23 protein-coding genes are annotated in these 26,674 nt (G+C 61.8%); 8 read left to right on the top strand and 15 right to left on the bottom strand.

The window, feature by feature from the left end; genetic code table 11:
* Positions 1-84: 84 nt before the first annotated feature.
* The 7 genes from trpB to SIN04_RS03150 form a co-directional block, all read right to left on the bottom strand.
* The gene (gene trpB / locus SIN04_RS03180) at positions 85-1,338 is read right to left on the bottom strand and encodes a tryptophan synthase subunit beta (RefSeq protein ID WP_134486092.1); all 1,254 of its coding nucleotides are present in this window, start codon (positions 1,336-1,338) and stop codon (positions 85-87) included.
* Between the two features lie 101 nt (positions 1,339-1,439).
* Entirely contained in the window at positions 1,440-2,129 is a 690-nt protein-coding gene (locus tag SIN04_RS03175; RefSeq protein ID WP_134486090.1) for a phosphoribosylanthranilate isomerase, read from the bottom strand.
* 92 nt (positions 2,130-2,221) lie between these two features.
* A complete protein-coding gene (locus SIN04_RS03170) occupies positions 2,222-2,548 on the bottom strand; it encodes a lipopolysaccharide assembly protein LapA domain-containing protein (RefSeq protein WP_134486088.1) in 327 nt (108 codons plus the stop codon).
* Between the two features lie 158 nt (positions 2,549-2,706).
* Positions 2,707-2,997, bottom strand: coding sequence for an integration host factor subunit beta (locus SIN04_RS03165; protein WP_134486086.1), 291 nt, complete (start codon positions 2,995-2,997; stop codon positions 2,707-2,709).
* 156 nt (positions 2,998-3,153) lie between these two features.
* Positions 3,154-4,128, bottom strand: a complete 975-nt coding sequence (gene sppA / locus SIN04_RS03160) for a signal peptide peptidase SppA (RefSeq protein WP_134486084.1) — start codon at positions 4,126-4,128, stop codon at positions 3,154-3,156.
* A 186-nt stretch (positions 4,129-4,314) separates the two neighbouring features.
* Positions 4,315-5,013 (bottom strand): phosphatidylserine decarboxylase, encoded by a 699-nt coding sequence (locus SIN04_RS03155; RefSeq protein ID WP_134486082.1) that lies wholly within the window; start codon positions 5,011-5,013, stop codon positions 4,315-4,317.
* 59 nt (positions 5,014-5,072) lie between these two features.
* On the bottom strand, positions 5,073-6,953 hold the full coding sequence (locus SIN04_RS03150) for an ABCB family ABC transporter ATP-binding protein/permease (protein WP_423135989.1): 1,881 nt from the start codon (positions 6,951-6,953) through the stop codon (positions 5,073-5,075).
* Between the two features lie 895 nt (positions 6,954-7,848).
* On the opposite strand from SIN04_RS03150, the gene SIN04_RS03145 reads away from it, so the two are divergent.
* The 4 genes from SIN04_RS03145 to SIN04_RS03130 all read left to right on the top strand — a co-directional run bounded on the left by SIN04_RS03145 (position 7,849) and on the right by SIN04_RS03130 (position 12,573).
* Positions 7,849-9,507 carry a hypothetical protein gene (locus SIN04_RS03145; RefSeq protein ID WP_166795832.1) on the top strand — a complete coding sequence of 553 codons (1,659 nt, stop codon included), beginning with the start codon at positions 7,849-7,851 and terminating at the stop codon, positions 9,505-9,507.
* Between the two features lie 391 nt (positions 9,508-9,898).
* The gene (locus tag SIN04_RS03140; protein ID WP_244605643.1) at positions 9,899-10,534 is read left to right on the top strand and encodes a TIGR00730 family Rossman fold protein; all 636 of its coding nucleotides are present in this window, start codon (positions 9,899-9,901) and stop codon (positions 10,532-10,534) included.
* A gap of 6 nt (positions 10,535-10,540) precedes the next feature.
* On the top strand, positions 10,541-11,599 hold the full coding sequence (locus SIN04_RS03135) for an energy transducer TonB (RefSeq protein WP_134486074.1): 1,059 nt from the start codon (positions 10,541-10,543) through the stop codon (positions 11,597-11,599).
* 230 nt (positions 11,600-11,829) lie between these two features.
* Complete coding sequence (locus SIN04_RS03130) at positions 11,830-12,573, top strand: manganese catalase family protein (RefSeq protein WP_341264200.1); 744 nt, start codon at positions 11,830-11,832, stop codon at positions 12,571-12,573.
* 225 nt (positions 12,574-12,798) lie between these two features.
* Here the strand turns inward: SIN04_RS03130 and cimA are convergent, their stop codons facing one another.
* Genes cimA through cysS form a run of 3 tightly spaced genes read right to left on the bottom strand, consistent with a single transcriptional unit; the run spans position 12,799 to position 16,315 of the window.
* On the bottom strand, positions 12,799-14,391 hold the full coding sequence (cimA, locus tag SIN04_RS03125; RefSeq protein ID WP_134486072.1) for a citramalate synthase: 1,593 nt from the start codon (positions 14,389-14,391) through the stop codon (positions 12,799-12,801).
* Positions 14,388-14,882 carry a GNAT family N-acetyltransferase gene (locus SIN04_RS03120; protein WP_134486070.1) on the bottom strand — a complete coding sequence of 165 codons (495 nt, stop codon included), beginning with the start codon at positions 14,880-14,882 and terminating at the stop codon, positions 14,388-14,390. Before SIN04_RS03120 ends, cimA begins: the two co-directional genes overlap by 4 nt.
* Positions 14,879-16,315, bottom strand: a complete 1,437-nt coding sequence (cysS, locus tag SIN04_RS03115; RefSeq protein ID WP_134486068.1) for a cysteine--tRNA ligase — start codon at positions 16,313-16,315, stop codon at positions 14,879-14,881. The genes SIN04_RS03120 and cysS overlap by 4 nt, the downstream gene beginning before the upstream one ends.
* A 297-nt stretch (positions 16,316-16,612) precedes the next feature.
* Here cysS and SIN04_RS03110 point away from each other — a divergent pair, with 297 nt between their 5' ends.
* Complete coding sequence (locus SIN04_RS03110) at positions 16,613-16,966, top strand: hypothetical protein (protein ID WP_134486066.1); 354 nt, start codon at positions 16,613-16,615, stop codon at positions 16,964-16,966.
* A gap of 157 nt (positions 16,967-17,123) precedes the next feature.
* Here SIN04_RS03110 and SIN04_RS03105 read toward each other — a convergent pair whose 3' ends face one another.
* Positions 17,124-17,693 (bottom strand): CreA family protein, encoded by a 570-nt coding sequence (locus tag SIN04_RS03105; protein WP_423135988.1) that lies wholly within the window; start codon positions 17,691-17,693, stop codon positions 17,124-17,126.
* A 320-nt stretch (positions 17,694-18,013) separates the two neighbouring features.
* Here SIN04_RS03105 and SIN04_RS03100 point away from each other — a divergent pair, with 320 nt between their 5' ends.
* The gene (locus SIN04_RS03100) at positions 18,014-19,129 is read left to right on the top strand and encodes a DUF2865 domain-containing protein (protein WP_341264198.1); all 1,116 of its coding nucleotides are present in this window, start codon (positions 18,014-18,016) and stop codon (positions 19,127-19,129) included.
* On the opposite strand, the gene SIN04_RS03095 is transcribed toward SIN04_RS03100, so the two are convergent.
* Positions 19,092-20,453 (bottom strand): glutamate--tRNA ligase, encoded by a 1,362-nt coding sequence (locus SIN04_RS03095; RefSeq protein WP_134486062.1) that lies wholly within the window; start codon positions 20,451-20,453, stop codon positions 19,092-19,094. The genes SIN04_RS03100 and SIN04_RS03095 overlap by 38 nt on opposite strands.
* A gap of 107 nt (positions 20,454-20,560) precedes the next feature.
* Between SIN04_RS03095 and SIN04_RS03090 the strand changes: the two genes are divergently transcribed.
* A complete protein-coding gene (locus SIN04_RS03090; RefSeq protein WP_134486060.1) occupies positions 20,561-21,700 on the top strand; it encodes a ceramide glucosyltransferase in 1,140 nt (379 codons plus the stop codon).
* Between the two features lie 134 nt (positions 21,701-21,834).
* On the top strand, positions 21,835-22,386 hold the full coding sequence (locus tag SIN04_RS03085) for a peroxiredoxin (RefSeq protein WP_244605641.1): 552 nt from the start codon (positions 21,835-21,837) through the stop codon (positions 22,384-22,386).
* 41 nt (positions 22,387-22,427) lie between these two features.
* Here the strand turns inward: SIN04_RS03085 and SIN04_RS03080 are convergent, their stop codons facing one another.
* From SIN04_RS03080 to SIN04_RS03070, 3 genes are all read right to left on the bottom strand, one after another.
* Entirely contained in the window at positions 22,428-24,158 is a 1,731-nt protein-coding gene (locus SIN04_RS03080) for an NAD+ synthase (protein ID WP_134486059.1), read from the bottom strand.
* Between the two features lie 161 nt (positions 24,159-24,319).
* The gene (locus tag SIN04_RS03075) at positions 24,320-25,708 is read right to left on the bottom strand and encodes a class II 3-deoxy-7-phosphoheptulonate synthase (protein ID WP_134486058.1); all 1,389 of its coding nucleotides are present in this window, start codon (positions 25,706-25,708) and stop codon (positions 24,320-24,322) included.
* Between the two features lie 215 nt (positions 25,709-25,923).
* Entirely contained in the window at positions 25,924-26,520 is a 597-nt protein-coding gene (locus SIN04_RS03070; protein ID WP_197731937.1) for a GNAT family N-acetyltransferase, read from the bottom strand.
* Positions 26,521-26,674 lie beyond the last annotated feature (154 nt).

Below are 26,674 nucleotides of genomic sequence, written 5' to 3'. Positions count from 1 at the left end.
TCCCTTCGGGCGAAGGGCCAGGGCCGCAACTCCGCTCGCCGGTTTTCGGGCGCCATCATGCTCTCACTTTTTGATGAGAGCCCGTTACATCCCGCCAAGATGATCCGCGACGGTAAAAATGTCCTTGTCGCCGCGGCCTGAGATATTCACCACCATCAGATGGTCGCGCGGCTTTTGCGGCGCTATGTCCGCCACTTTGGCGAGCGCATGCGCCGGCTCCAGCGCCGGAATGATGCCCTCCTGAAGCGCGCAGAGTTGGAACGCCTCGAGCGCCTCGTCGTCGGTCGCGGAGAGATAGGTCACGCGGCCGGTTTCCTTCAGCCAGGAATGTTCGGGACCGATGCCCGGATAGTCGAGCCCCGCCGAGATCGAATGGCCTTCCTCGATCTGGCCGTCGGCGTCCATCAGCAGATAGGTGCGGTTGCCATGCAGCACGCCGGGACGCCCGCCCGCGAGCGAGGCCGCATGTTTGTTGTCGAGCCCGAAGCCGGCCGCCTCGACGCCATAGATCTCGACCGAGCGATCGTCGAGGAAGGGATGGAAAAGCCCGATCGCATTGGAGCCGCCGCCGATGCAGGCGAAGAGCGAATCGGGCAGCCTGCCTTCGGCTTCATGGAGTTGTCGCCTCACCTCTTCGCCGATGATGCACTGGAAATCGCGGACCATCGCCGGATAGGGATGCGGGCCGGCCGCCGTGCCGATGCAGTAGAAAGTATTTGCGACATTGGTGACCCAATCGCGCAAGGCCTCGTTCATCGCATCCTTCAACGTCCTGGCCCCGGATTCGACGGGAATGACTTTGGCGCCGAGCAGCTTCATGCGGAAGACATTGGGCTTTTGCCGCTCGACGTCGACCGCGCCCATATAGACGATACATTCGAGCCCGAAGCGCGCGCAGGCGGTGGCCGTTGCGACGCCATGCTGCCCGGCGCCCGTCTCGGCGATGATGCGCGTCTTGCCCATGCGGCGCGCGAGCAGGATCTGCCCCAGCACATTGTTGATCTTATGCGCGCCCGTGTGGTTCAGCTCCTCGCGCTTGAAGTAGATTTTTGCTCCGCCATCGCCGCCCGCCGCGGCGGCTTTCTGGCGCAGATGCCCAGTCAGGCGCTCGGCGTAATAAAGCGGGCTCGGCCGTCCGACATAATGAGTGAGCAGATTGTCGAGTTCCGCCTTGAACGACGGGTCGACCTTGGCGGCCTCATAATGACGCTCAAGGTCAAGGATCAGCGGCATCAGCGTTTCAGCGACGAAGCGGCCTCCAAATACGCCGAAATGCCCGCGCTCGTCGGGACCGGCGCGATAGGAATTGAGACTTTGGCCGAATGGCTCTTTGGTCATGATCGCCCCTTGTCGTGTCGAGGAAGGCCGCTCCCGCCTCCGCGCCTCATTTTGGCGCCGACAACACTGGTGTTTAAACGCATACGCGCGGCAAACCAAGCCTATCTCGCGGCCACCGTCCCGCGCCGTTTCTCCCACAGCGCGGCAATCTCCGCCGCGCGCGCCCTTGCAACGAAATCGGCGATCTTGTCCTTGTCCTTGACGCCTGGCGCGCTCTCGACTCCCGAGGACACGTCAACGCCCGGCGCGCCGGTCTCGATCAGAGCCTGCGCGACATTCCCGGCATTGAGGCCGCCGGCGAGCAGCCAGGGTTTTTTCGTCTTGAGGCCGCGAAGCAGCGACCAGTCGAAAGCGCCGCCATTGCCGCCGGGGCGGTCCGTCGCCGCCTTTGGCCGCGCATCGAACAGCAGCATGTCGGCAACATCATCATAGCGGCCGATCTCGGCAAGGTCGGCGCTGTCGCCAATGCCGATCGCCTTGATGACCTTGACGCCGAAACAGGCCCGAATCGCCGCGACGCGCTCCGGCGTTTCTCCGCCGTGCAATTGCAGGAATTGCGGATCAAGCGCCGCGATCGCCGCGGCGAGCAGCGCGTCGTCTGCATCGACGGTCAGCAAAACCCTGGCGGCGCCGGAGCCGGCGCGCGCGCCAAGGCGCCCCGCTTGTTCAAGCGACACATGCCTCGGGCTTTTGTCGAAAAAAACGAAGCCGAGCAGATCGGCGCCGGCTTTCATCGCCGCATCGACGGCCTCAGGCGCGGCAAGGCCGCAGATCTTGATCAATGTGCTCATGAACAAACTCGCCATCCCTCGCGAGGCGGAACGTGAGGGTTGGCGCTCCCTTAAAGAGGCAATCGATCCGCCGAGCGCAACCGGCGAGGCGATCAGGCGCCGCGGCGATTCTCGATCGCCGGATGCAGATTGTGGCGGGTCCGTTCGGCCGAGAGGCGCCTCAGTTCAGCGCGCGTGCGCCGTGCGGCGCGCCGATGCGGCGCCTGTCCGATCCAGGTCGCGACGCCGCCGATGACGACGCCGGCCATCAGCGCAACAAAGAGAATGAGGAAGAAGGGCGCGCTGATTTGCGGGCCATTAACGCCGCCATTCGGAAAAGGATCAAAGTAGATGGTTGCGATCTGCCGGTTGGCCAGGGCGAGAGCGAGGCCAATGACGATGATCGGGAGCAGAAACAGCCATTTCAAGAATTTCGCCATCGCGCCCGCCGGAATGGTTCGCGCGCGAAGGGCGCGCTTCGGAAACAGTCTAGAGTTGGATCAAAAGCCCAGGCCCGCTTGCATGGGCGCTGATGCTTCGAGCCGTTTCATGGGAGGCTGACGCCGGCTCGCATAAGTTGAACATTTTTTGGCTGCGCTCAACCGTCATAGCCATCATTCAATCGCTCACGCATTTCCTTGCCGGTCTTGAAAAAAGGAACGACCTTTTCATCAACCGAGACATGAGCGCCTGTACGCGGATTGCGGCCGACGCGCGCGTCCCGATGCTTGACCGAAAACGCCCCGAAACCGCGCAGTTCTACGCGATCCCCGCGGGCGAGAGCGCCGGTGATTTCATCGAGAATCGCATTCACGATCTTTTCCACATCACGCAAATAAAGATGCGGATTGCGGTCGGCAATACGCTGCACGAGCTCGGATTTGATCATTCGCCCCGCCCAAAAAAAGCACTTAGAAGTGTAGCAAATCAGAAAACAGGATCAGCAAAAATCTACGCCATTTTCGCAACGATCTTGCATCTTAGGAGCGGAAGCGCGATCTTGACGCCGAAGGAAGCGACCATGCTCCCATGTCTGGCGCAAGCGTCAGTTCGCGCCGTCAACCTGCCAAATCGAAACGAGACCGTCAAGCATGCGCGAGCGCGTGAACTCATCGCCTTGAGCGAAGAGCTGGCTCAGCCAGTCAAGATGGAAGAGCGCGGCGCCGCGCGCGGCGAAGCTGAATATCCCGAGACGCTCCAGCGATTGGGTCGGCTTCCAGTCGCGCACCTTGAGGCCCTTCGGCACGGATTTTTCCTGTTCCAGCCAAGCGATTGCTTCGCGTTCTCCGCCGATGCGATCAACGAGATGGAGGTCGCGACCCTGACGGCCGGTAAAGACGCGGCCGTCGTCGACGGCTGCGAGCTGAGCGTCGGTCATTCCGCGGCGATCCTTCACAAGCGCCTTGAACCACGCAAAACTGTCGTCAACGATTGAGGCGAGCGCGGCCCGCGCTTCAGGCGTCGTCGGCTCAAAGCCGTTTGGCGAAGCCTTGAGAGGGGACGATTTGACGTCCTCCACCTTGACGCCAATCGTGTCGAGCAGCTTGGTGAAATTCGGATATTCGACCAAAACGCCGATCGACCCGACGAGCGAATTGCCCTGCGCGACGATCTGATCAGCGCCAAGTGCCGCGATGTAGCCGCCCGAGGCGGCCATCGTGCCGACGACGGCGACGGTCGGCTTTTTAGCTGACAGACGACGGATTGCCTCAAAAAGCCGTTCGGCGCCCGTCGTCGTTCCGCCCGGGCTATTGATCGAGACCAACACCGCGGCCGCGTCCGAATCCTCGATCCTCGAGATGAGCTTCAGCGTGTCGCGGTCGCCTGTGATGATCCCGGAGATGGAAAGCCGCGCGATCCGCGGCGAGAAATTGAACGCGCCGTCAGAACCGAAAACCCGCAGCCCGAGGATAATGACGACGAGCGCGGCCACAGTGAAAGCGAAGACGCGCCAGAACGACAGACGGCGCCGCAGAAGCCGGCGCTCGACGAGATAGTCTGCAAACAGGGGCGCAGGCATAGGCCATCCGAAGGTTTACGTTGATATGGGTTGAAATCCGCCAACCCCCATAACCGTCTTTCATGTCCGCAGGCGCGGGCGAGGCTCTAGTGCCATGAAAAAACAGGGTTTCTTTGTAACGGCAGAGGCCTCGCAACGCAACTGAAATAAAGGCGGACCGCCCTCGCGTCTGCTCGCGCGCCGCCTCTAGCTTGCCTTGAATACGCGTTTGCCCGCGCTCGAGCGTAGCTCCGCCAGCACGGTTTCTCCTGCGACCGCCTTTGAGCCGATCGTCACCAGGCTGCGCGCGACGCCGGGCAGATAAACGTCGACGCGAGAGCCGAACCGGATGAGGCCGAGCCGGTCGCCTGCGCCAAGCGATTCGCCCTGCCGCACAAAGCAGACGATGCGGCGCGCGATCAGGCCGGCGATCTGCACGACGCCGAAGCGGCCGCCGGCGGTTTCGATGACAATGCCGTTGCGCTCATTATCCTCGCTCGCCTTATCAAGGTCGGCGTTCAGAAAAAGCCCCGGCTTATAGGCGATCTTCACGATCCGCCCGGCTACGGGCGCTCGATTGACGTGGCAATCGAACACCGACATGAAAACGGAAATGCGCTGCAAAGGCTCGACTCCAAGGCCGAGTTCGGGCGGCGGAATGAAATAGCCGATCGATGAAATCACGCCGTCGGCCGGCGAGACCACCAGCGTGTCGTCGACCGGCGTGTGGCGCACGGGATCGCGAAAGAAATAGACGCACCAGACCGTCGCGATGGCGCCGATCCAGCCGAGAGGGCTGAAGAACGAGCCAAGGATCAAGGCGGCGACGCCGAAGGAGGCGATAAAAATATATCCTTCAGGGTGGATCGGCGTCACTTGCCTGCGAATGGAATCGATAATCGACATTGGTTTTTGTTCTCGCAATTGGCGTCACACCCAGGGATTGGCCGCATCGGTGAGCTTGGTCAAGCGGCGGCGGAATCCTTTTCCGCAGTCCTTGGTTCGTCGCTCCCTTCCCCATCGCCGGGCTCGATGCTGATGCTGACCCTGTCGCCCTCCGCCAGCGCCGCCCGGCGAAGGATTTCTTCGGCCTGGCGGATTTCATACTGGCGGCTCCACATGGCGGCATAGACGCCGCCGCGCTCCAGCAATTCCCCATGCGAGCCGCGCTCGATGATGGCGCCCTTGTCGAGCACGATGATCTCGTCCGCGTTGACGACGGTCGCCAGCCGGTGCGCGATGACGAGCGTCGTGCGTCCGCGCGCAACACGGTCGAGCGCGTCCTGAATCTCGCGCTCGGTAAAGGAATCCAGCGCCGAGGTCGCCTCGTCGAGAACCAGAATGGGCGGGCCTTTCAGGATCGTGCGGGCGATGGCGACGCGCTGCTTTTCGCCGCCCGAAAGTTTCAGCCCGCGCTCGCCGACCTGCGCGTCATAGGCGCCGGGCGCGCCCTCGATAAAGCGGTCGATCTGCGCGAGTCGCGCCGCCTCCCGCACTTCGGAGTCGCTGGCGCCGTCGCGGCCATAGCGAATATTATAGGCGATGCTGTCGTTGAACAGCACTGTATCCTGCGGGACGATGCCGATGGCCCCGCGCAAGGAGGTCTGCGTGACGGCGCCGATGTCCTGCCCGTCGATGAGGATGCGCCCCTTGGCCGGCTCGTAGAAGCGAAAGAGCAGGCGCGCGATAGTCGATTTGCCAGCGCCCGAAGCGCCGACGATGGCGACAGTCTTGCCCGCGGGAATGTCGAAACTGAGGCCTTTGAGGATCGGCCGGCGCGGATCATAGTGAAAGAACACATTCTCAAAACGGATCTCGCCCTTGCCAACCGCGAGCTGTTTTGCGCCGGGACGATCCTTCACCTCGGGATTTTGCGACATGATGTCGAACATCATTTCAATGTCGATCGTCGACTGGCGCAATTCGCGGTACACCATGCCGAGATAGCTCAAGGGCTGAAACAGCTGAATCATCATCGCATTGACGAGGATGAAATCGCCTATCGTATGAGAGCCGCTGCGGACGCCCGCCAGGCTCATGATCATGATGGCGGTGAGCCCGAAGGTGAAAATCACCGCCTGTCCTGCGTTGAGGAAAGCGAGCGAGGTATAGGTCTTGACGCTCATGCGCTCATAGCGCGCAATGGACACGTCATAGCGCTGTTTTTCGCGCTCCTCCGCATTGAAATATTTGACCGTCTCGAAGTTCAGCAGACTGTCGATGGCCTTGGTGTTGGCGTCCGTGTCGCTCTCGTTCATGGCCCGGCGGATGCCGATCCGCCAGTTGGTCGCCGTGAAAGTGAAGGCGACATAGACGCCGATCATGAGAGTCACCACGCCGACATAGCGCCAGTCGAACTGGACGAGCAGAACGGTGAGGATCAGGCAAAATTCGACGAGTGTCGGAATCGCCGTCAGCATCGAGGTGCGCACGATCGTCTCGATTGAATTTCGGCCGCGCTCGAGAATGCGCGTAAGGCCCCCGGTCTTGCGCTCGAGATGAAAGCGCAGGGACAAAAGGTGAAGATGCTCGAACACGTCGCTTGCGAGGCGCCGGACGGCATGCATTGCGACATCGGCGAAAACCGCGTCGCGCACCTGCGTGAACAGCGCCATTGTGATGCGCAGGACGCCATAAAGGAGCGTGAGCGCCAAAGGCGCCGCGAGAAGGCCGGAAAACGGCAGCCGCGCGGGGTCGACAAGCGAATCCGTCGCCCATTTGAATGAATAGGGCGCCGCGATGGTGACGAGTTTCGCCGCCAGCAGGAGCACAATGGCGGCGTATATGCGCCATTTGAGATCAGGCCGGCTCGACGGCCAGATATAGGGCCAGAGGCGACGCATCATGGCGCCGGCGTTCATCCGCGCTGGCGCCGCCGGGGACGGTTTGATTCTGGCCTGCGTCCGCGCCGCGTCTTTCGCCGCGGACAATGGGAGCGATGATTCGCCAGATTGCTGCTGAAAGGTCAAGGCCGTCTATTCATCCTGACTGAGGCCGCCCGGCGATGGGGCGAAGCCGATGTCCATGCAGCTTATATAGGCGAAGCAGCCGCCAAACGCACTCGTCGCCCCAAAGATCCTCCAAAACCGGCGAAGAGCCGCCAGCGGGCTCGGTTCTTATGGGCCTCATCAACTCCGCCGGGCGCCCATCGGCGCAGCTATTGGTTTTGGCGATAGCAGTAATTGGCGCCGCCCCTCTACCAGGAACTTTGAAAAGCCATAGTGACAATCAGATGATGCCTCAGTCCGATCAACAGGACACGGCAGGGAAGAATACAAAAAAGGGGGGTGAAGCATGGCCGCTTTAATGGTCCTGCTCAATGTATCGGCGCCGCGCGAACGATATCCGCGAGGCGTGCTGAGTAGAAGCGCGCGGCGCGTCAGCATTAAGCATCTCACCAGGCTCTCAACTCTGCCCGGCAGTCTCCTCGGAACGGGTCGAATCGTTCCGGCCGGAACAGTTGCGCCGCATGCCCGATCTAGTGGCTTTCAATTTGCTACGCATACTGGCACTAGATATGCATTAAGCATGGGCCGGAAAAGACTATACAAAAATATGCGTAAAACCGACGGAAAGTATTTTTCTCGTCGGACGAGGCTCTATAAGAATTAAAAATAATAAGAATAACAAACCGGCGATAAATGATCGCATCGAACTGCAGGGAGGGCACATATAATGCAGATACGGGTGAACAAGCGCGAAAAACGCCAGACTATTACAACAATAGCCTTAGGAATGCTTTTGGCGCTGCCAGCTTCCGCCCGGGCGGACGATACCGCCGACGAAATTCGCGCGCTCAAGGCCCAGCTGAAGAGGCTGGAGGCTAAGGTCAATGAACAGGCCCGCAGCCAGAAGGAAACTCAGGTTCAGATCCGCGCCGTGTCATCGAAGGCTGCGCCAGCCGCAGCGGCCGCGGCCGCCTCACCCGGGACGCCGTCCTATAGCGGCATCGGCGTTGGATCTTTAGGGGGCGTCGCGCCCACGGGCTTCGCGGCGCGGGAGGCGGCGATACGAGGCCTGCCGGTGCCCGGCGCGCCGAGCCTCTACATCAATGGCGTAAGCATCACGCCCGGCGGCTTCCTTGCGCTCGAAGGTCTTTTCCGGGACCGCTTCGTCGGCGCCGACATCGCCACTCCGTTTAACAACATTCCTTACAGCAACGTCCGCACGGGCAACGCAAACGAATTCCGCTTCACGTCGCGCCAGAGCCGGCTCAACCTTCTGACCAAAGCCGACATCAATCCGACGACGCATATCGCGGGCTTCCTCGAAGTCGACTTTCTTTCCGCGGCGCAAACCGCCAACTCCAACGAAAGTAATTCATTCAATCCGCGCATGCGTCAATTGTATATGACGCTGGATCAGGATGATTTCGGAGCGCATTTCTTCGCCGGTCAGGCTTGGTCTTTTGCGACCCCCTACTCCAATGGTCTTCTTGCACGCTCCGAGGCGCTGCCTCTGACCATCGAGCATCAGCTGGTGCCCGGCTTCGTCTGGACGCGCCAGCCAGGGCTCCGCGTCATCAAGGATTGGGACAAGACCCTCTGGGCCGGCCTTGCGGTCGAAAGCCCGCAGACGACATTCTCCGGCGGCCCCTTCCCGGGAGCCGGTCCCTATGTCGGCGGCCTGCCGACGGCCACGGCGGCTGCGGCGTTGCCGTCCACGCTGGTATTTAACCAGCTGCCGCCCGGCGGATCGCTGTTCAATTCGCTCAACGCGGTCTCTCTCAACCACTTCCCGGACGTCATCGGCAAAGTCGCCTGGGATCCGACGATCGCCGACCGGCATATCCATTTCGAGGCGATCGGCATATTCCGCGACTTCTACAGCCAGGTTAACAACCATAATCAGGACGTCGCGTCGGGCGCATTTGGCGGCTCCCTCCTAGTGCCGATTATTCCAAAACAACTCGAGTTCCAGTTTTCCGGTTTGACCGGCCGCGGCATCGGACGCTATGGCACGTCGCAACTGCCCGACGTGACTTTCAATTCCAGCGGATACATCACGCCCCTCCAGGAAACCATGCTCTTTGGCGGTCTGATCTGGCACGCGATGCCAGAGCTGGATCTCTATACATACGCCGGCGAGGAAATCACGAACGCCAGCTACAATACGGTCACGACGGCAGGCGGCGGGAAGCTCGCCTACGGCTATGGCAATCCCCTCTACACGAATGCCGGATGCACGATCGCCGGCTCCACGGTGTGCGTCGGCAACGTCGCTCTCGTCAGGCAGATTACCGGCGGCTTCTGGGACAAGATCTATCAAGGCGACTTCGGCCAATTGCGGGTCGGCATGCAATATTCGTTCACCCAGAAATATTCTTTCCCGGGCATCGGCGGAACCGCGAAAGCCCAGGAAAACATAGTGATGGGCAGCATCCGCTATTATCCTTTCTAGACCAAGACGCTGAAAAGCCACGGACTTTTCAGCGTCACGCCACGCGTCAAAACAAAGACTTGATGAGCAGGATGCGATTCCCTCGAACGCATTCTGCTGTCACGCGGCGAACGGAAAGACGCAGCGCGAATTTCCGTTCGATCCCGTCTGAGGAAGTTGTTGCGGCTTAGCTTGTCACGAATGCGTGAACGGCCGGGCGAAGGCCTCCGTCCGGCAATGCGGGACCTCCCCATCGGACTGCTTCCGGCGCAATGATCGTCGATATGGAGTGCGTGGCGGCGTTGAATTTGCTGAAACATTCCACCGGCCACGGCGGCCTCGTCCAGCGGGCCTTGACCCATTTCGGGCGGCAGGCCACAACGAGACCATGATCGACGCCGTGAATAAAGTCATGTCAGCCAAACCACTTCGCATCCAGCCGGAGGCTCCGCGCATCCGCGCCATTTGCGTTTATTGCGGCTCGGCGCAGGACGTCGAGCCCGCCTATGCGGCCGCCGCGACAAGCCTTGGCGGCGCCTTGGCGGCGGCCGGCATCGAGCTTATCTATGGCGGCGGCGGCAATGGCCTCATGGGAGCAATCGCGCGGGCGGCCCTGGCCGGCGGCGGCAAAGTCACCGGCATCATCCCTGAATTTCTCCATCGCAGGGACAGGCTGCTGCCGGAAATTCAGGAAACCATCATTGTTTCCGACATGCATACGCGCAAGCGCCTGATGTTCGAGCGCGCCGACGCTTTCGTCGCGCTGCCGGGCGGCATCGGCACGCTCGAGGAGCTTGTCGAGCAATTGACCTGGGTCCAGCTTGAGCGCCACACAAAGCCGGTGGTGATCGCCGACGTCGGCGGATTCTGGCAGCCGCTGCTTGATCTTTTCGAACACATGCGTGAACGCCGTTTTATTCAATCTTCGTTCGAAATCCGCTATCTTGTAGCCGAGAAGATCGACGACGTTCTGCCGATGATCGAATCCGCCGCGGCCAGGGTCGATCTCCTCGGCGTCCGTAAGGAGACCATCGATCCACGATTGTAAACCACGATGCTTCATAAGCTTGCCGGCGGCGACCATGGTTCTGGATCGCAACGCGATGTGACCGAAGATCCTTTGATCGCCGATCCGCCCCTTCGGGCGGATCTTGACGATCATCTGGTCGCGCCGCCTGACGCCTCGTTGGATGAGACGCGGCGGCGACGGTTCATCTGGATTCTGGCCGCCTGCGTCATTGCTCACGCGCTCGTGCTGGCGATTCTCTTTTACGAGAGCAATTCGCCCCAGAAGATGGCGCAGGTCGAGGAAATCCCGGTCGAGCTCGTGCCCCAGATGCCGGAGGAGAAAGTCGAACCGCCGCCCCCTCCTCCGCCGCCGCCGCCGAAGCAAAAGGAGCAGCCAAAGCCCAAGCAGAAGGTGGTCGACGATGAGCAGCCGGCCTACGACGCTCCGCGAGAAGCCAATAAGGAAACCATAGAAAGAGAAGCCCCCGAAAAGGAAACGCAGGCGCAGCGCGTCGCGCCGCCATCGACGCAGACCGCCGAGACGCCGGCGCCGCCGAAGCCGGCGGAAGCGCCGCCGAACGCCATTGTTCAGGCGCCGGAGGAAGAGGCGCCGGCTAAGCTTGCCGACGACAATCCAAACGCCGAACCGCTCGACAAGGCCGAGCCCGCGCCGCAGAAGAAGCCAACCGAGAAAAAAGCGCCCGTCATCAGCAAGGCGCCCTCGACGAGATCCAAGAACCTCTCCGTGTCGGATCAGCTGGCGGCGCTGTCCTCGGTTCCCGAATACCATCTCGGATCGGCGGCGAAACCTTCCCCAATCGGCGGCGGGACCGCGAAGACCACCTATTTGTCGATTCTGTTCGGCCTCATCATGCGCCAGATGCATGTTCCCTCGGATCTGCGGAACGGCCATCAGCAGGTTGAAGGAATTGTCGCCTTTTACGTCGATGAGAACGGCAATCTGACGCATCAGGCTGTCTATCGCGCGAGCGGGCGCCCTGATCTTGACGCGGCGGCGCTCAACGCCGTGCGCCGGGCGGCGCCCTTCCCCGCCCCGCCACGGGGCGATCCGCACGCCATCTGGTTCCATTACGACACGAGATAGCCTGCTTGCCGAAGCGCTAAGACCGCGCCACGTGGGCTGAAACTCCCCCTTGCGCTGGCGATCATTCCATCGGCGCTTCAGCCGGCGACCGGCGGCGCCACGTCGCGCTCGGCTCCCCTTCAATGCGCGAAATAGCCAAATAACGGATAGTTGATGGCGCCCGACGCCGGCGGCTTACGTTCGCCCGCCGCAACCCCACAGGAGAGTCGCATCCCAAAGGAGAAGAGAGCATGTTTTTGCACAAGACCCTGCCCATTCACGAAGTCCGCGTCGAAAATCCAGACCCCGTCTTTGCGGAAAAGCTTCTCGAGCAGTACGGCGGCGCGACCGGGGAATTGTCCGCGGCTCTGACGTATCTGACGCAGTCTTATCATACGGATGATCCCGCCATCCGGGACATGCTTCAGGACATCGGGACCGAAGAACTCGGTCACCTCGAAATGATCGCGCTCCTCATCGAGCAACATACAAAGCGCGCCTCGGGGGATTTGCAGGACAAGGCCTATCAAAGCACGCTCTTCGCCATTCGCGGTCCTGGCCCGCATCTTGTCGATTCGAAGGGCACAACCTGGGATTCGCGCTATGTCAGCGAAGGCGGTCACGTGGTGCGTGACCTGCGCGCCAATATTTCCGCGGAGGCCGGCGCGCTCAATACCTATGAGCAGCTCATCGCCATGGCGACCGACGACGGCACGCGCGCGGCGTTGAGACATCTCGCAACGCGCGAGGTCTCCCATACGCATATGTTCATGGAGGCGCTGAATTCCCTGAACGCGCTCGACAAACCGCTATTTGGCGATCTCAAGCCGGACGAGACCGTTAATCTCTACTTCAATCTCTCCTCCGGCCCGGGCGGCGACGAGCGCGGTCCGTGGAATCGCGAGCCGACGTTCCAATATGTCGCCGAGCCGTTGCACGAGGCGGAGCAACAGCAGCGCGGCGCGTCTTCGTCGCGCAGCAGCAGATCGAAATGAGCATTCGCGCCTTGAAGGCCACGACGGCGTCCGCACGCTAACATTTGAGGGCGCCAGCGGGGCGTCCCGGCCGAAGATTGCGCTTGCACGACTGGGCGAATTGAACATCGCGCAAGCGGCCGCTCCATTCCGTTCGCGATATGGACTGATTTGGCCTGAACACCTCCCATCAAAAAGGACAGGTGCGACGATCGCCCCTGTCCTCCTTGAGGAAAGCAATTGATCTTAAGCCCCCGACTTCAAAAGCCTGAAGGTGATGGCGTCGGTCAGCGCCTGAAATGACGCGTCGATGATATTGGCCGACACGCCGACCGTCGACCAGTTCTCGCCGGACGAGTCGGTAAATTCGACCAGCACGCGCGTCACGGCGTCGGTGCCCCCCTGGAAAACGCGCACGCGATAATCGACGAGATTGAGGTCTTCGATGAAGGGCTGATACTTGCCGAGATCCTTGCGCAGAGCGAGATCGAGCGCGTTCACCGGCCCTTCGCCTTCGGCGGCCGAGATCGAGGTTTCGCCGTCGATGCGCACCTTGACCACTGCTTCCGAGACGGTGACGAGATCGCCTTGCGCGTTGTGGCGGCGCTCGACATCGACGCGAAAACGCTCGACCTCGAAGAAATCCGGAACCTCGCCAAGGACGCGGCGCGCCAGCAGCTCGAAAGAGGCGTCGGCCCCCTCATAGGCATAGCCAAGCGCCTCTTTCTGTTTGACCTCGTCGAGCAGACGGCCGACGCGCGCATCGTTCTTCTCGAGCTTGACGCCGATGCGCTCCAGTTCCGCGAGAATGTTGGATTTGCCGGCCTGATCCGACACGAGCAGACGGCGCTTGTTGCCGACCGCCTCGGGCGACACATGCTCGTAGGTTTTTGGATCCTTCACCACCGCCGAGGCATGGATGCCCGCCTTGGTCGCAAAGGCCGAGGCGCCCACATAGGGCGCATGGCGGTTCGGCGCGCGGTTCAGCAATTCGTCCAGCGTATGACTGACCTTGGTGAGGCTCTTCAGTTTTTCCAGCGAGACGCCGATCTCGAAGGCGTCGGCGAAATCCGGCTTCAGGAGAAGCGTCGGAATGATCGAGGTGAGATTGGCGTTGCCGCAGCGCTCGCCGAGGCCGTTCAGCGCGCCGTGAATCTGCCTGACGCCGGCCCGCACCGCCGCCAATGAATTGGCCACCGCATTGTCCGTGTCATTATGGGCGTGGATGCCAAGATATGCGCCCGGCACGCGATCCCTGACCACCGCGACAATGGCCTCGACCTCATGCGGCAGCGCGCCGCCATTGGTGTCGCAAAGAACGATCCAGCGGGCGCCGGCCTCAAACGCCGTCCTGGCGACATTCAGCGCATAGAAAGGATCGGCCTTGAAGCCGTCGAAGAAATGCTCGCAGTCAAGGATGACTTCACGCTTATGAGCGAGCGCCGCCTCGATGGACAGCCGGATCGCTTCGAGATTTTCTTCCAGCGAAACGCCGAGCGCGACGCGGACATGATAGTCCCACGCCTTGGCGACGAAAGTGATCGTATCGGCGTCGGCCTCAAAAAGCGTTGCGAGGCCCGGATCATTTTCGACGGAGCGCCCGGCGCGCTTCACCATGCCGAAAGCGGCGAAGCGCGCATGGCGGAGGTTCGGCCGCGCGGAGAAAAACGCCGTATCGGTCTGGTTCGCGCCCGGGTAGCCGCCCTCGATATAATCAAGGCCGAGGTCATCCAGCATCGCCGCTATATGGCGCTTGTCGGCCAGCGAAAAATCAACGCCCGTCGTCTGCGCGCCGTCGCGCAGAGTGGTGTCGAAGAGGCTCAGACGTTCTTTCCTCATGGGGACAGTTTTTTCTTCATGCGCGTGTTGCCGAGCCACACATCTCCGAGCGCGATCGTGTTGCGCCGCTCGGCGACATAGCCGCGCCTGTCGAACAGGGGTTTGGCGGTATCGCTGGCGTCGACGACGAGGCTTTCGAGTTTTCGTGCGGCGGCGAGTTTTTCGATCGCATCAACGAGCGCGGTTGCGACGCCGGTGCGCGCGACCGCCGGATGGACATAAAGTTGACTGATGAGGCCGCCCTCAGTGAGCACAATGAAGCCGACCGGCGCGCCGCCGACGAGACCCACAAGGCTCAAGCCTTTCTTTAAAGCTTCCCCGAGCGCTTCTTCATCATCGGCAAGCTCCGCCCAGGCGCGGCGCTGCGCCTCGTCATAATCCTCTTCGGTCAATTCCTCGATCGCCGAGAGTCTGATCTCGAACAGCAGCGGCAGATCGGCGGCGAGATAAGGTCGCAGCGTCGGCTTTGGAAAAGCGGCGCTGGCGTTCATCGCTTTGCCTCCCAGCTCGTCGCGCCGTCCTTGTTGTCCTTGAGCGCCACGCCCATAGCGTCCAACTCATCGCGGATGCGGTCGGATTCGGCCCAGTTTCTACTCTTGCGCGCGTCCTCGCGGGCGGCGATCAAGGCTTCGATCTCAATTCTCCGAGAAGCATCGATTTTGCTAGAAGGTCGATTCCAACTCGGGGCCCATATCCGGTCCAGCCCGAGCAAGTGTAAGCAACTACGCAATTGAGCCGACGAGCGTTTGGTTTCCGCATTAAATGCTCGTACGCGTGGCTCCTCGTCATTTTCGGGCGGAGCACCGGAGATAACGCCAACTCGATAGAGCGAATGAATCTCACTTAGCGCCTTTGGCGTATTGAGGTCGTCTTCCAATGCTTCAAGAAATGCCGGAGGAGCGCCGTCGGATTGGTCCGAAAGAACTGCGTAATTCCGCCATCGCTCCAAAGTCTGCTCCGCCTCCTCCAACGCCTTCACCGTAAAGTCGATCGGCTGGCGGTAATGCGTGCGCAGCATCGCAAGCCTTAGCACTTCGCCCGGCCACGGCCTTCCACCGAACTTGTCGCTATGCAACAGTTCGTGGATGGTGATGAAATTGCCGAGGCTCTTCGACATTTTCTCGCCTTCGACCTGAAGGTGCCCGTTGTGCATCCAGATATTGGCCATGATCCGATGGCCAAAGGCGCAGCGCGTCTGCGCGATTTCATTCTCGTGATGCGGAAACACGAGGTCGATGCCGCCGCCGTGAATATCGAATGTCTCGCCAAGATGCTTCCAGCTCATCGCCGAGCATTCGATATGCCAGCCGGGGCGCCCGCGTCCCCAGGGGCTTGGCCAGCCGGGCTCCTCCGGCGCCGAGGGCTTCCACAAGACGAAATCCATCGGCCCGCGCTTATAGGGCGCGACTTCGACGCGCGCGCCGGCGATCATTTCGTCGAGCGGGCGCTTCGAGAGCTGGCCATAGTCCGGCATGGAGGGCACGTCGAACAGCACATGGCCGTCGGCGACATAAGCGTTGCCCTTCGCGATCAGCCTTTCAATAATGGCGATCATCTCCACCATATGCCCGGTGGCGCGCGGCTCGACGGTCGGCGGCAGGCATCCGAGCGCCTCAACGTCCTGATGAAAAATCGCCGTCATCTCGCCGGTGAGCACGCTGATGTCGACGCCGCGCTCGGCGGCGCGGGCGTTGATCTTGTCATCGACGTCCGTGATGTTGCGGACATATTTGACGTGATCCTGCCCGAACTCATGACGCAGCACGCGGAACAGCAGATCGAAAACGATCAGCATGCGGCCGTTGCCGATATGCAGGTGATCATAGACTGTCGGGCCGCAGGCGTAGAGGCGCACATTGGCCGGATCAATCGGCCGGAAATCCTCTTTCTGGCGGGTCAGCGTGTTATAGAGCCGCAACGACATGAATTTCCCTCGAGTCTGCGCTGACTTCAAAAGCCGGTGCTGACGTGGGATGTCGAGATTGAAGTCTTAAATCAGGACAAGACGGCTCCAGCCAGCGGCAAGGCTAGCGGATACAAATGGAGGCGATAATCGTCCGGTCAAGCCCGATCATATGGATCATGGCAGCCGTATAGGCGCGCTGACGCGGCTGCGTCAAGTTTTTCGCGTCATTCAGGGCTCAAAGACGCGCGGGTTAACGCATTTTTCAAGCGCATTTGAGAGGATTGATTCAAGGTCATTAGCCGCCGCGAGCGCTCCATGTCATCCATTACACTCCCTTCCATTGCCCCCGGCCGCCGCCGGAAACTGTTTCGCGGCGTGCTTTTCCTCATCAGCGGCGCGCTGGCGCTTTTCGCGCTCGGCATTTCGGCAAGGGCCGCGCCAAGCCATGTTCTGATCATTCCTCCGGACGACGGCTATGGGTTCGAGGAATGTCTCATGACGAAATCGGCCTGCGGAACAATCGTTGCGGACGCCTGGTGCGAAGCAAACGGACTGAAGGCGTCCAAGGCCTTTGGCCGCACGGAAGATTTCGCGGCGATCGCCGGCGAAGAGAAGCCGGAGAACATCGGCCCCGGCGCGTTCTTTGTCGCCTGTGGCGACAAGATCTGATTCGCCGAACTCAGGTTCACCCGATCATTCGAGACAGCGCTTTCGGCCTGCCTGACTTGGCCTCAAAAGAATTGGCCTCAAAGAAATTGGCCTCAAAAGGCGGATCCCGGAACAGCCCGGGATTCAGCGGCCTCCTGAGAACAAGAGGCAATCGCGCTCAACCTTTGAGAAAATCGCCGCATTTGGGCGCGTCGGCGGCGGCGCCCCAGGGCATGACAGGCACAGTCGACGTCGAGTTCTTCGGCGAACCCTCAACGAGCTTGTCGCTATAAACCATATAGACGAGCACATTGCGCTTGGCGTCGCAGCCGCGCACGATCTGCATGCGCTTGAAGATCAGCGAGCGCCGCTCGCGGAAAACCACGTCGCCCTGCTCGAATTTATCCTTGAATTTGATCGGGCCGTATTGGCGGCAGGCGAGCGAAACGTCCGAGACCTCTTCGGCGACGCCGAAAGCCCCCGCGATGCCGCCCTTTTCGGGAGTGGTATAATAGCAGGCGACGCCCTCAACCAACGGATCGTCGATAGCGTAAGTCGCCAGCTTATCATTGGGCGTCAAAAGCTTGAAGGTGGTCGATTTACGGAAAATCAGATCCGGATCGTCGGAACCTGCGAGCACGGGACCGGCGAAAAGGCCTTGCGCCGCGAGCGCGCCGAGCCCGAGAGCGAGAAGTCGGAACATTGTTGAAAACATGAGCGTGGGCTTCTCCGCAGAGATAAAATCCATAGCGGCCAAATCGATATCAGTCTTGGCCGGATCGAAAACAGACCGCCCCAATATGGCCCGTCACGCCCGTAACGGGAAGGGCGGGGCGCGGCGGCGCGCATGCTGGAGCGTCGCCAAATCGCCTTTAAGGCTGTAAACAGCGCATCAGAAGGTCCTGCATGGTCATGGTAACACCACGATGACGTGACAAAGCGGCGAATCTGGCGCAATTGCCGCCTGGAAGCAGCGAGCCGAATGGGTTTGGGCGCCCGGCGGCGGAAGGGCGTGGCGTCGCCGGTCGCGGCCTCGCTTGGCGCGAGAAAAGGTGCGATAGGGTTTTGATGATCGATGTGTCCGGCTTTCACGGTTTTCCCGCGCGATGGTTGAACAAATCCAGCCGGTTTTCGCGCGCCGCGGTGGCGATTATGGGCCTCGTCTGCCTTGGCCAAGGGGCGCTGGCGCAAAATTATGATTGCGCCGGATTGCAGGCGAAGATCGCCGAACTCGATCGCGGCGGCGGCGGCTCCCGCGGTTCCGGCCCCTCCCGCCAGCAGATGGCCGAACTTGGCCGCCTGACGACCTATGCGCGCTCGCTCGGCTGCGATCGGCCGGAGATCGCCTTTTCAGGCGGCGGCGGCGGACGTTGTCCCGGCCTTAACGCGCAGATTCTCCAGTTGCAGGCGACCATTGGCGTGGCGCAGGCGGGCGGCGGAGCCGCCGACCGCGCCGCCGCCAGAGCTGATCTCGTAGCCAAGTTCAACGCCTATTGCCGCAACCAGGCGCCGCCGCCGCGCCAGCGCGGCTTTTTCGAGCAGCTTTTCGGCATTCCGAGCGCGCCCGAGACGCAGCCGCAACCGGGGACTGGCCCCTATGACGACAATGCCCGGGAGAGCGATGAGGAGCAAAAGGCGCATGGCGGATCGCAGGCCGTCTGCGTGCGCACCTGCGACGGCGGCTTTTTCCCATTGAGCATTTCCGCCCGCAACGCAGATCACGAGCAACTGACCAATCTGTGCCAGGCGCTGTGTCCCAATGCGACGGTCGCCGTTTACACGCGCGCGCCGAGCAATCAGATCGACACCGCCGTCTCGCTCGACGGCGAGCCTTATTCGGAAATGCCGAACGCCTTGAAATTCCAGAAGACCTTCGATCCAAGCTGCACATGCAAGCCGCCGGGACAATCCTGGGTCGACGCGCTCGCAGGCGCTGACCGCGTGCTTGGAGGAGAGCGCAAGGGCGATATCCTGGTGACGCCGGAAAAATCAGTCGAACTCTCGACCCCGAAAAGCGCTCCAAGGAGCCAGGTCAACCTCGATGGATCTCTGACGCCCGCGCCCGCGCCATTGGCGAGCGCCCCTCAAAGCCTGCCCAAAACACAGAGCGCAGATGTGACGCGAGAGGTGATCGGCCCCGATGGGGTCAAGCGACGCGTCCGGATAGTCGGGCCGACGCTTTGATTTTGCCGATGAGCGGCAAGAGCGCGGCGAGTTCCGGGCCATTCTCCTGTCCTGTCAGGGCAAGACGCAACGGATGGAACAGCGCCCTGCCCTTGCGGCCGGTGCGTTCTTTCAACACTTTGATCCACTCTGCCCAGCTCGTTTCGTCGAAGGGCTCTTCGGGCAGGCTGGCGGCGGCTTCGCGCAAGAAATCAGGATCGAGATCAGGGGCGCTCATTGGTTCGATTTCGCCTTCGACGACGCGCCACCAGTCGATGACGTCGAGGAAGGTCGAGAGATTGCCGCGCACCGCGAGCCAGAATGGCTGCGCCTTATAGCCGGCGATGTCATGGGCGGCGAGCCGCTCGCGCACCGACTCAAAGCTCAAGCCATGCAGCGTGCGAGCGGACAGGGCGACGAGTTCAGCCGGATCGAAACGCGTCTGCGTGCGGGAAATCTGCTTCAGATCGAGCGCCGGGAGAAGCTCATTCAGCGATCCGATCGGATGCAGCGCTGTCGAGGATCCGATCAGCACAGCCGCGGCGGCGACGGCGAGCGATTCGACGCCGGCGTCGCGCAAGCCGCCGATCGAAAGGGCGCCGCTGCGCTTCGACAGGCCCTCGCCGCTGACCGACGACAAGAGATTGTGGTGGGCGAAATCAGGCGCCGAACCTTCGCCGGCCAGAGCCTCGAAGAGCTGAATCTGCACCGCGGTGTTAGTGACATGATCCTCGCCACGAATGATCAGCGTGACCTTCTGATCGATGTCGTCGACCACCGAAGGCAGCGTATAGAGGTAGCTGCCGTCCTCGCGGATGAGCACGGGATCGGACAGCGAGGCCGAATCAATATGGCTCTCGCCGCGCACGAGATCGTCCCAGCGGATGATTTTATGATCGAGCCTGAAGCGCCAATGCGGCCGGCGCCCGTCGGCCTCGAGCCGTTTGCGCTCCTCCAGCGTTAGCGTGAGGGCGGCGCGATCATAGACGGGCGGCAGACCGCGCGCCTGCTGACGCTTGCGCTTACGGTCGAGTTCCTCCGCACTCTCGTAACAGGGATAGAGCCGTCCAGACGCGCGCAACCGTTCGGCGGCTTCGTCGTAAAGCGCAAATCTCTGCGACTGGCGCAGCACGATATCGGGAATGACGCCGAGCCAGGCAAGATCGACCTCAATCGCCTGTGCGTATTCTTCTTTTGATCTTTCCACGTCAGTGTCATCGAAGCGAAGAATGAATTCGCCATGATGCTTTTTTGAAAAAAGGAAATTCAATAATGCGGTTCGCGCGTTACCGATGTGAATGGCCCCGGTCGGAGAAGGCGCGAAGCGGACGATGGGATGCGACATCACTTTCCTGACGTGGTGCGGGATGGAACGCGCTTCATACGCGCCCGCCTCAACTTTATAAGACTTATTTGTTGCCCCTCAAGGAAGGCTAGCTCGGGAGTGCGCACATGACGTCAATTTATGCGGCGGCCTTTTTCTGCCTTGTCCTGATCAGCCTCAATATCCTCAGTATCGGGATTGCGATGGCGCGGGCAAGACCGCCACGCCGTCCCCTGCCCGCCCCTGAGGCGGCTCCCGGCGTCAGCATCGTCCGTCCGGTGTGCGGTCTCGACAATTTTTGCGACGAAACGCTTGGATCGAGTTTTTCGCTCGATTATCCGGTCTATGAGCTGATTTTCTGCGTCGCGCGGGCGAATGATCCGGTCGTTCCGCTCGTCCGGCGCCTCATCGCCGCCAATCCCGCAACTCCGGCGAAGCTCATCATCGGCGACGAAAAAGTGAGCCAGAACCCAAAGCTCAATAATTGCGTCAGGGGCTGGGACGCCGCTGCGCATGAATGGATCATCCTCGCCGACGCCAATGTGTTGATGCCGAAAGATTATGTCCAGCGCATGCTGGCCAGTTTCGGGCCGACCACCGGCCTTGTCTGCTCGATGCCGCTTGGCTCGCGCCCGCAAAACCTCTGGGCCGAGCTTGAATGCGCCTTCCTCAACAGTTTCGAGGCGCGCTGGCAATATGCCGGCGAAACGCTCGGCGGCGGCTTCGCGCAGGGCAAGAACATGCTGTGGCGGCGCGATGTGATGGAGGCCGGCGGCGGCATCAGGGCGCTCGCCGCCGAGATCGCGGAGGACGCCGCCTCGACGAAACTGGTGCGCCGTCAGGGCCTTATCGTCAATCTCGTCGACAGCCCCTTCGAGCAGCCGCTTGGCGTTCGCGGCCTGCGCGACGTCTGGATGCGGCAGGTGCGCTGGGCGCGCATGCGGCGCAAGACTTTTCCGCTCTTTTATGCGCCGGAGATTTTCGCTGGCAGCGCGCTGCTTCTGCTGGTCGCCGCTTACGCCGCCTACGCCGTTGGCGGCAGCATCGCCGCCGCGCTGATCGCCGTCTCTCTCGCCTGGTATGTCCCCGAGGCTTTGCTGGCGCGCTCCGTCGGCTGGCATTTTTCCTGGCGCATGCCGTTCATGTTCATCCTGCGCGACCTGATGCTGCCGGTGATCTATGTCGACGCCTGGTTTGTTGATAATTTCGTCTGGCGCGGCAATGAGATGAGCGTGCGCGAGGAAGAGCCGAGCGTCGGCAAGGGGTGAACGAGCGTTTGGAGCGCCCTTTGGCCGTGCTCCGGCAGCTTTGATTGGACCGAACGCGCATCTATGGGTCATATGGCGGGGCGTTCGGCTCTCTGTTGGCCGCCTCTGCGCGTTCGCGACAAAAGGATGCCGCCTTGAAGCCCTCGACCCTTTTCCTTTCTCTTTTCTTTGGCCTTTTCGCCACCGCCGCCATGGCGGCCCTGAAGCCGGGAGACGCCGCGCCAGACTTCACCGTAGCGGCGGCGCAAGGCGGCAAGGTGTTTGAGTTCTCCCTTGCGGAAGCCTTGAAGAAAGGCCCTGTGGTCCTCTACTTCTACCCAAAATCATTCACGAGCGTCTGCACGGTCGAGGCGCATGAATTCGCCGAGAGCATCGAAGATTTCGCGGCGGCGGGCGCGAGCGTCATCGGCGTTTCGAGCGACGGCATCGACGTTCAGCGCGAATTTTCGAGCAAGGAATGCCGCGACAAATTTCCGGTCGGCGCGGACCCAAGCTTTTCGGTCATCAAGGCCTATGACGTCGCCTTCACGATTCCGGGCGCCGGGCCGGCCTTCGCCCATCGCGTTTCCTTTGTGATTTCGCCAGAGGGAAAGATCATTTCCACTTTAGCCGACAATGGCGCGGAAAAACACATTGAGAACGCGCTCGCCGCCGTGAGGAAATGGCGCGAGGAGCATGGGAAGTAAAGGCCGGGGCATCTGTAAGAGTTCAGCTCCCCGGTTCCTCCCTAAATTGCGTCATCCGTCGGCGCGAAGCCGCGTCCGCTCGGCCCCTCTTGCGGCGCAACGGCGGGAGCGCCGGCGTCGCGGAAGCGGTTGAGGATCGGATAGCGCCTGTCGCGGCCGAAATTCTTCCTCGTGACTTTCACGCCCGGCGCCGACTGGCGGCGCTTATATTCGGCAAGATAGAGCATCCGCTCGATGCGTTTCACCGTCTCGAGATTTTGGCCCGCGGCGACGAGGTCCGACACCCGCATTTCCTTCTCGACGAGACCTTCGAGGATCGCGTCGAGCTCTTCATAGGGCGGCAGGGAATCCTGATCTTTTTGGTTCTCCCGCAGCTCCGCCGACGGCGGCTTGATGAGAATATTTTTCGGGATCACCTCGCCGGCAGGCCCCAGCGCGCCCTTGGGGACAAAACGGTTGCGCAGGGCGGCGAGCCGGAACACCTCCATTTTATAGAGGTCTTTCAGCGGGTTGAAGCCGCCATTCATGTCGCCATAAATGGTGGCGTAACCGACGGACAGTTCCGACTTGTTGCCGGTTGTCACCAGCATCGCGCCGAATTTGTTGGAAACCGCCATCAAAATCGCGCCGCGCACGCGGCTCTGGATGTTTTCCTCCGTAAGGCCCGGCGTCGTCCCTTGAAAGATCGGGCCGAGCGCCGTCTCAAAGCCCGCGACGACCGGCTCGATCGGCACAATATCGTAGCGCACGCCAAGCGCGCGGGCGCAAGCCTCGGCGTCCGCGAGAGATTCCTTTGAGGTGTAGCGATAGGGCAGCATGAGGCAATGGACGCGCTCGGGACCAAGCGCATCCACCGCCATCGCCGCGCAGAGGGCCGAATCGACGCCGCCTGAAAGCCCAAGCACGACGCCGGGAAAACCATTCTTATCAACATATTCGCGAAGGCCGAGGACGCAGGCGGCGTAATCGGCCTCCTCGCCCTGCTCGACCTGGACTTTCGGGCCTTCGACGCAGACAAAGCCTTTGGGGCCGCGCCGCCAGACCGTTTTGGCGACGGTCGATGTGAAAGCCGGAAGCTGAAAAGCGAGCGTGGCGTTAGCGTTCAGCCCGAAAGACGCGCCGTCGAACACGAGTTCGTCCTGCCCGCCGACCTGATTGAGATAGATCAGCGGCAATCCGCTCTCGATGACGCGGGCGACGGCCACGGCGAGCCGTTCGTCGCTCTTGCCGCGCCAATAGGGCGAGCCGTTCGGCGAAAGAAGGATTTCGCCGCCGGTCTCGGCGATGCATTCGACCGGGTCCGGCCCCCAGATGTCCTCGCAGATCGGCAGGCCGATGCGCACGCCCCTGAAGACGATCGGCCCCGGCATCGGGCCGGCCGCGAACACCCGCTTTTCGTCGAAGACGCCATAATTCGGCAGGTCCACCTTGAAGCGCACAGCCTCGATGCGGCCCTTGTCGAGCAAGGCGTAGGCATTATACGTGCGCCCATCCTCGACGAAAGGCAGGCCGACGAGGATCGCCGGACCGCCATCGGCGGTGTCGCGGGCGACGTCCTCGCAGGCGGCGCGGCAGGCCTCAAGAAAGGCCGGCTTGAGGACGAGGTCTTCCGGCGGATAGCCCGCGATGAACAGTTCGGAAAACATCAAAAGATCGGCGCCGAAAGCGGCGGCCTCCGCGCGCGCGGCGCGGATGCGGGCGACGTTGCCGGCGATGTCGCCGACCGTCGAATCGATCTGGGCAAGGCCGATGACGAGGCTGTCTGCGATCATCGAAGGACGCGGGCGCCCAAGATCATCGCGCAACCCGCGGAGCGCGCGGCGCGGCGTTTTTGGCCGGGCGCCCTTTGCTTATGCGAACCGGCCTCCTCTTCGCCCGGATAGACTCCAGGCGAAGAGGACCGACTGAAAGAAAATTTCATTTGGCGCCCTGACTACTCGGCGGCGGCCTGCGCCGCGAGGCCCCGGCCGATGCGCTCGGCCTTGAGGAGTTCGGCGATCAGGAAAGCGATCTCGATCGCCTGCTCCGCATTGAGCCGCGGATCGCAATAGGTGTGGTAGCGATCATGCAGATCGGCGTCAGAGATCGCCCGCGCGCCGCCGGTGCATTCGGTCACGTTCTTGCCGGTCATTTCGAGGTGCACGCCGCCGGCATAGGTCCCCTCGGCCTGATGCACCGAAAAGAAGGTCCGGATTTCGCTGATGATCCTGTCGAACGGCCGCGTCTTGAAGCCGGACGCCGCCTTGACCGTATTGCCATGCATCGGGTCGCAGGACCAGACGACGCTGCGCCCTTCCTTCTTCACCGACCGAATGAGCGTCGGCAGATGGTCCGCGGCCTTATCCGCGCCAAAGCGGCAGATCAGCGTCAGCCGCCCCGGCTCATTGGCGGGATTCAAAATGTCGATCAGGCGGATCAGTTCATCGCCGCTGAGCGAGGGACCACATTTGAGGCCGATCGGATTTTTCACCCCGCGCGCATATTCGATATGCGCATGATCCAACTGGCGCGTGCGGTCGCCGATCCAGATCATATGGCCGGAGGTCGCGTAATGATCGCCGGTTGTCGAATCGACGCGCGTCAGCGCCTCCTCGAAGCCGAGCAGCAGCGCCTCATGCGAGGTGTAGAAATCGGTCTGCCGCAATTCCTGATGCGATTCGGGGTCGAGCCCTATCGCGCGCATAAAACCGAGCGTCTCGGTGATGCGGTCGGCAAGCTCCTGATAACGCGCCGACTGCGGGCTGTCCTTGATGAAGCTCAGCATCCAGCCATGCGCGTTTTCGAGATTGGCGTAGCCGCCGGTCGCGAAGGCGCGCAGCAGGTTCAAGGTCGCCGCCGATTGGCGATAGGCGTCAAGCTGGCGCACGGGGTCCGGCACGCGCGCCGCCGCCTTGAATGCGATGTCGTTGACGATGTCGCCGCGATAGCTCGGCAGGGAGACGCCGCCAACGGTCTCGTCAGGCGCCGAGCGGGGTTTTGCGAACTGGCCCGCGATCCGGCCGACCTTGATCACGGGCAGAGCGGCGGCGAAGGTCGCAACGACGGACATCTGCAGGAAGACGCGAAAGAAATCGCGGATATTGTCGGCCGAATGTTCAGCAAAGCTTTCGGCGCAATCGCCGCCCTGCAGAAGGAAGGCTTCGCCATTGGCGACTTTACCGAGCATGCGCTTCAGCTTGCGCGCCTCGCCGGCGAAGACGAGCGGCGGAAAGCCGGCGAGCTGCCTCTCGACGTCGGCCAGCGCGGCGGCGTCGGGATAAGCGGGCGATTGCTCGATTGGCTTGCCTCTCCAGCTGGAGGGCGACCAATTATCGGCGGACATTTTTGTACTCCCGGACGGCCATTCGCCGCCGTGTGATTGTCGCATTGAGAATCTTAAGCCTCAGACCGCGCCAAAGGCCGCGGATCCGAGCCGAACAGATCGGCATCTATAACGGCGCCTCCTAACATAGGAAACGCTTTTCTAAAATGCTCTAGCAGGCGAAAACCCATTGACGCAAGGCGCCCTGCGCTACCCGGCGCGCGCTTCCGCCGCGCCTATCTGGCTGGCTTGCGAAGCATCGACCAGCATAGGGGCCCGTTCCTGACCTTCCACTCGCCGATGACATTGAAGCCGAGCGAGTCGTAAAACGGCAGATTGCTTTCGGTCGCCGTTTCCAGATAGGCGGGGACGCCATCGGAATCGGAGCGCAGGAGCCCCGCGCGAATGGCCGCGCTGCCAAAACCTTGTCGTTGCGCTGCGGGGTGACAGCCCGCGATGTGAAGATACCAATGCGCCTCGGAGGGGTGATGCCTGTCGCTGGCTCCGCTGTAGGCGAGCGCGCGGCCCAGCGCGGAACCGGACGCGGCCACCCACGGCCAGGCCTGCTGTATTTTCTCGCGCAGAGAGAGGCGCCCGTGACCCGGCGCCCGCCAGAGGGTCGCCGCCTCGCCGTTGACCGTCATCAAGCGAGCGCCGTTTGCGCCGTCGCCGTCATAAATGACGCCGAAAAAGCCCGGCAGCCGGGCGCGCCGCGCCTCGGGATCGGGGAAGATGAAGCACATGACGGGATCTTCCTGGAACGCGGCTCCAAGCATCGCCGACACGGCGCCTTTGTCCGCAACGGTGCATTGCCTGACAGATAAGTCACCCATCGCTGCGAACTCCATGTCGCCCATCGGCGCGGACCCGCAACGCACGAATCGCCAATCCGACTTTCGGAAGGAAACGGCGCGGGCCGCAAACTGGGACGCCGCTGACAATACCCTCTAAATGCGGACGTTTCACGATTTCCCCGCTTACGCGCTC

The organism is Methylocella tundrae, from assembly GCF_038024855.1.
Taxonomy (GTDB): Bacteria; Pseudomonadota; Alphaproteobacteria; order Rhizobiales; family Beijerinckiaceae; genus Methylocapsa; species Methylocapsa tundrae.
Note: the sequence above shows the minus strand (reverse complement) of the source record. Positions and strands in the feature narration are given on the sequence as shown.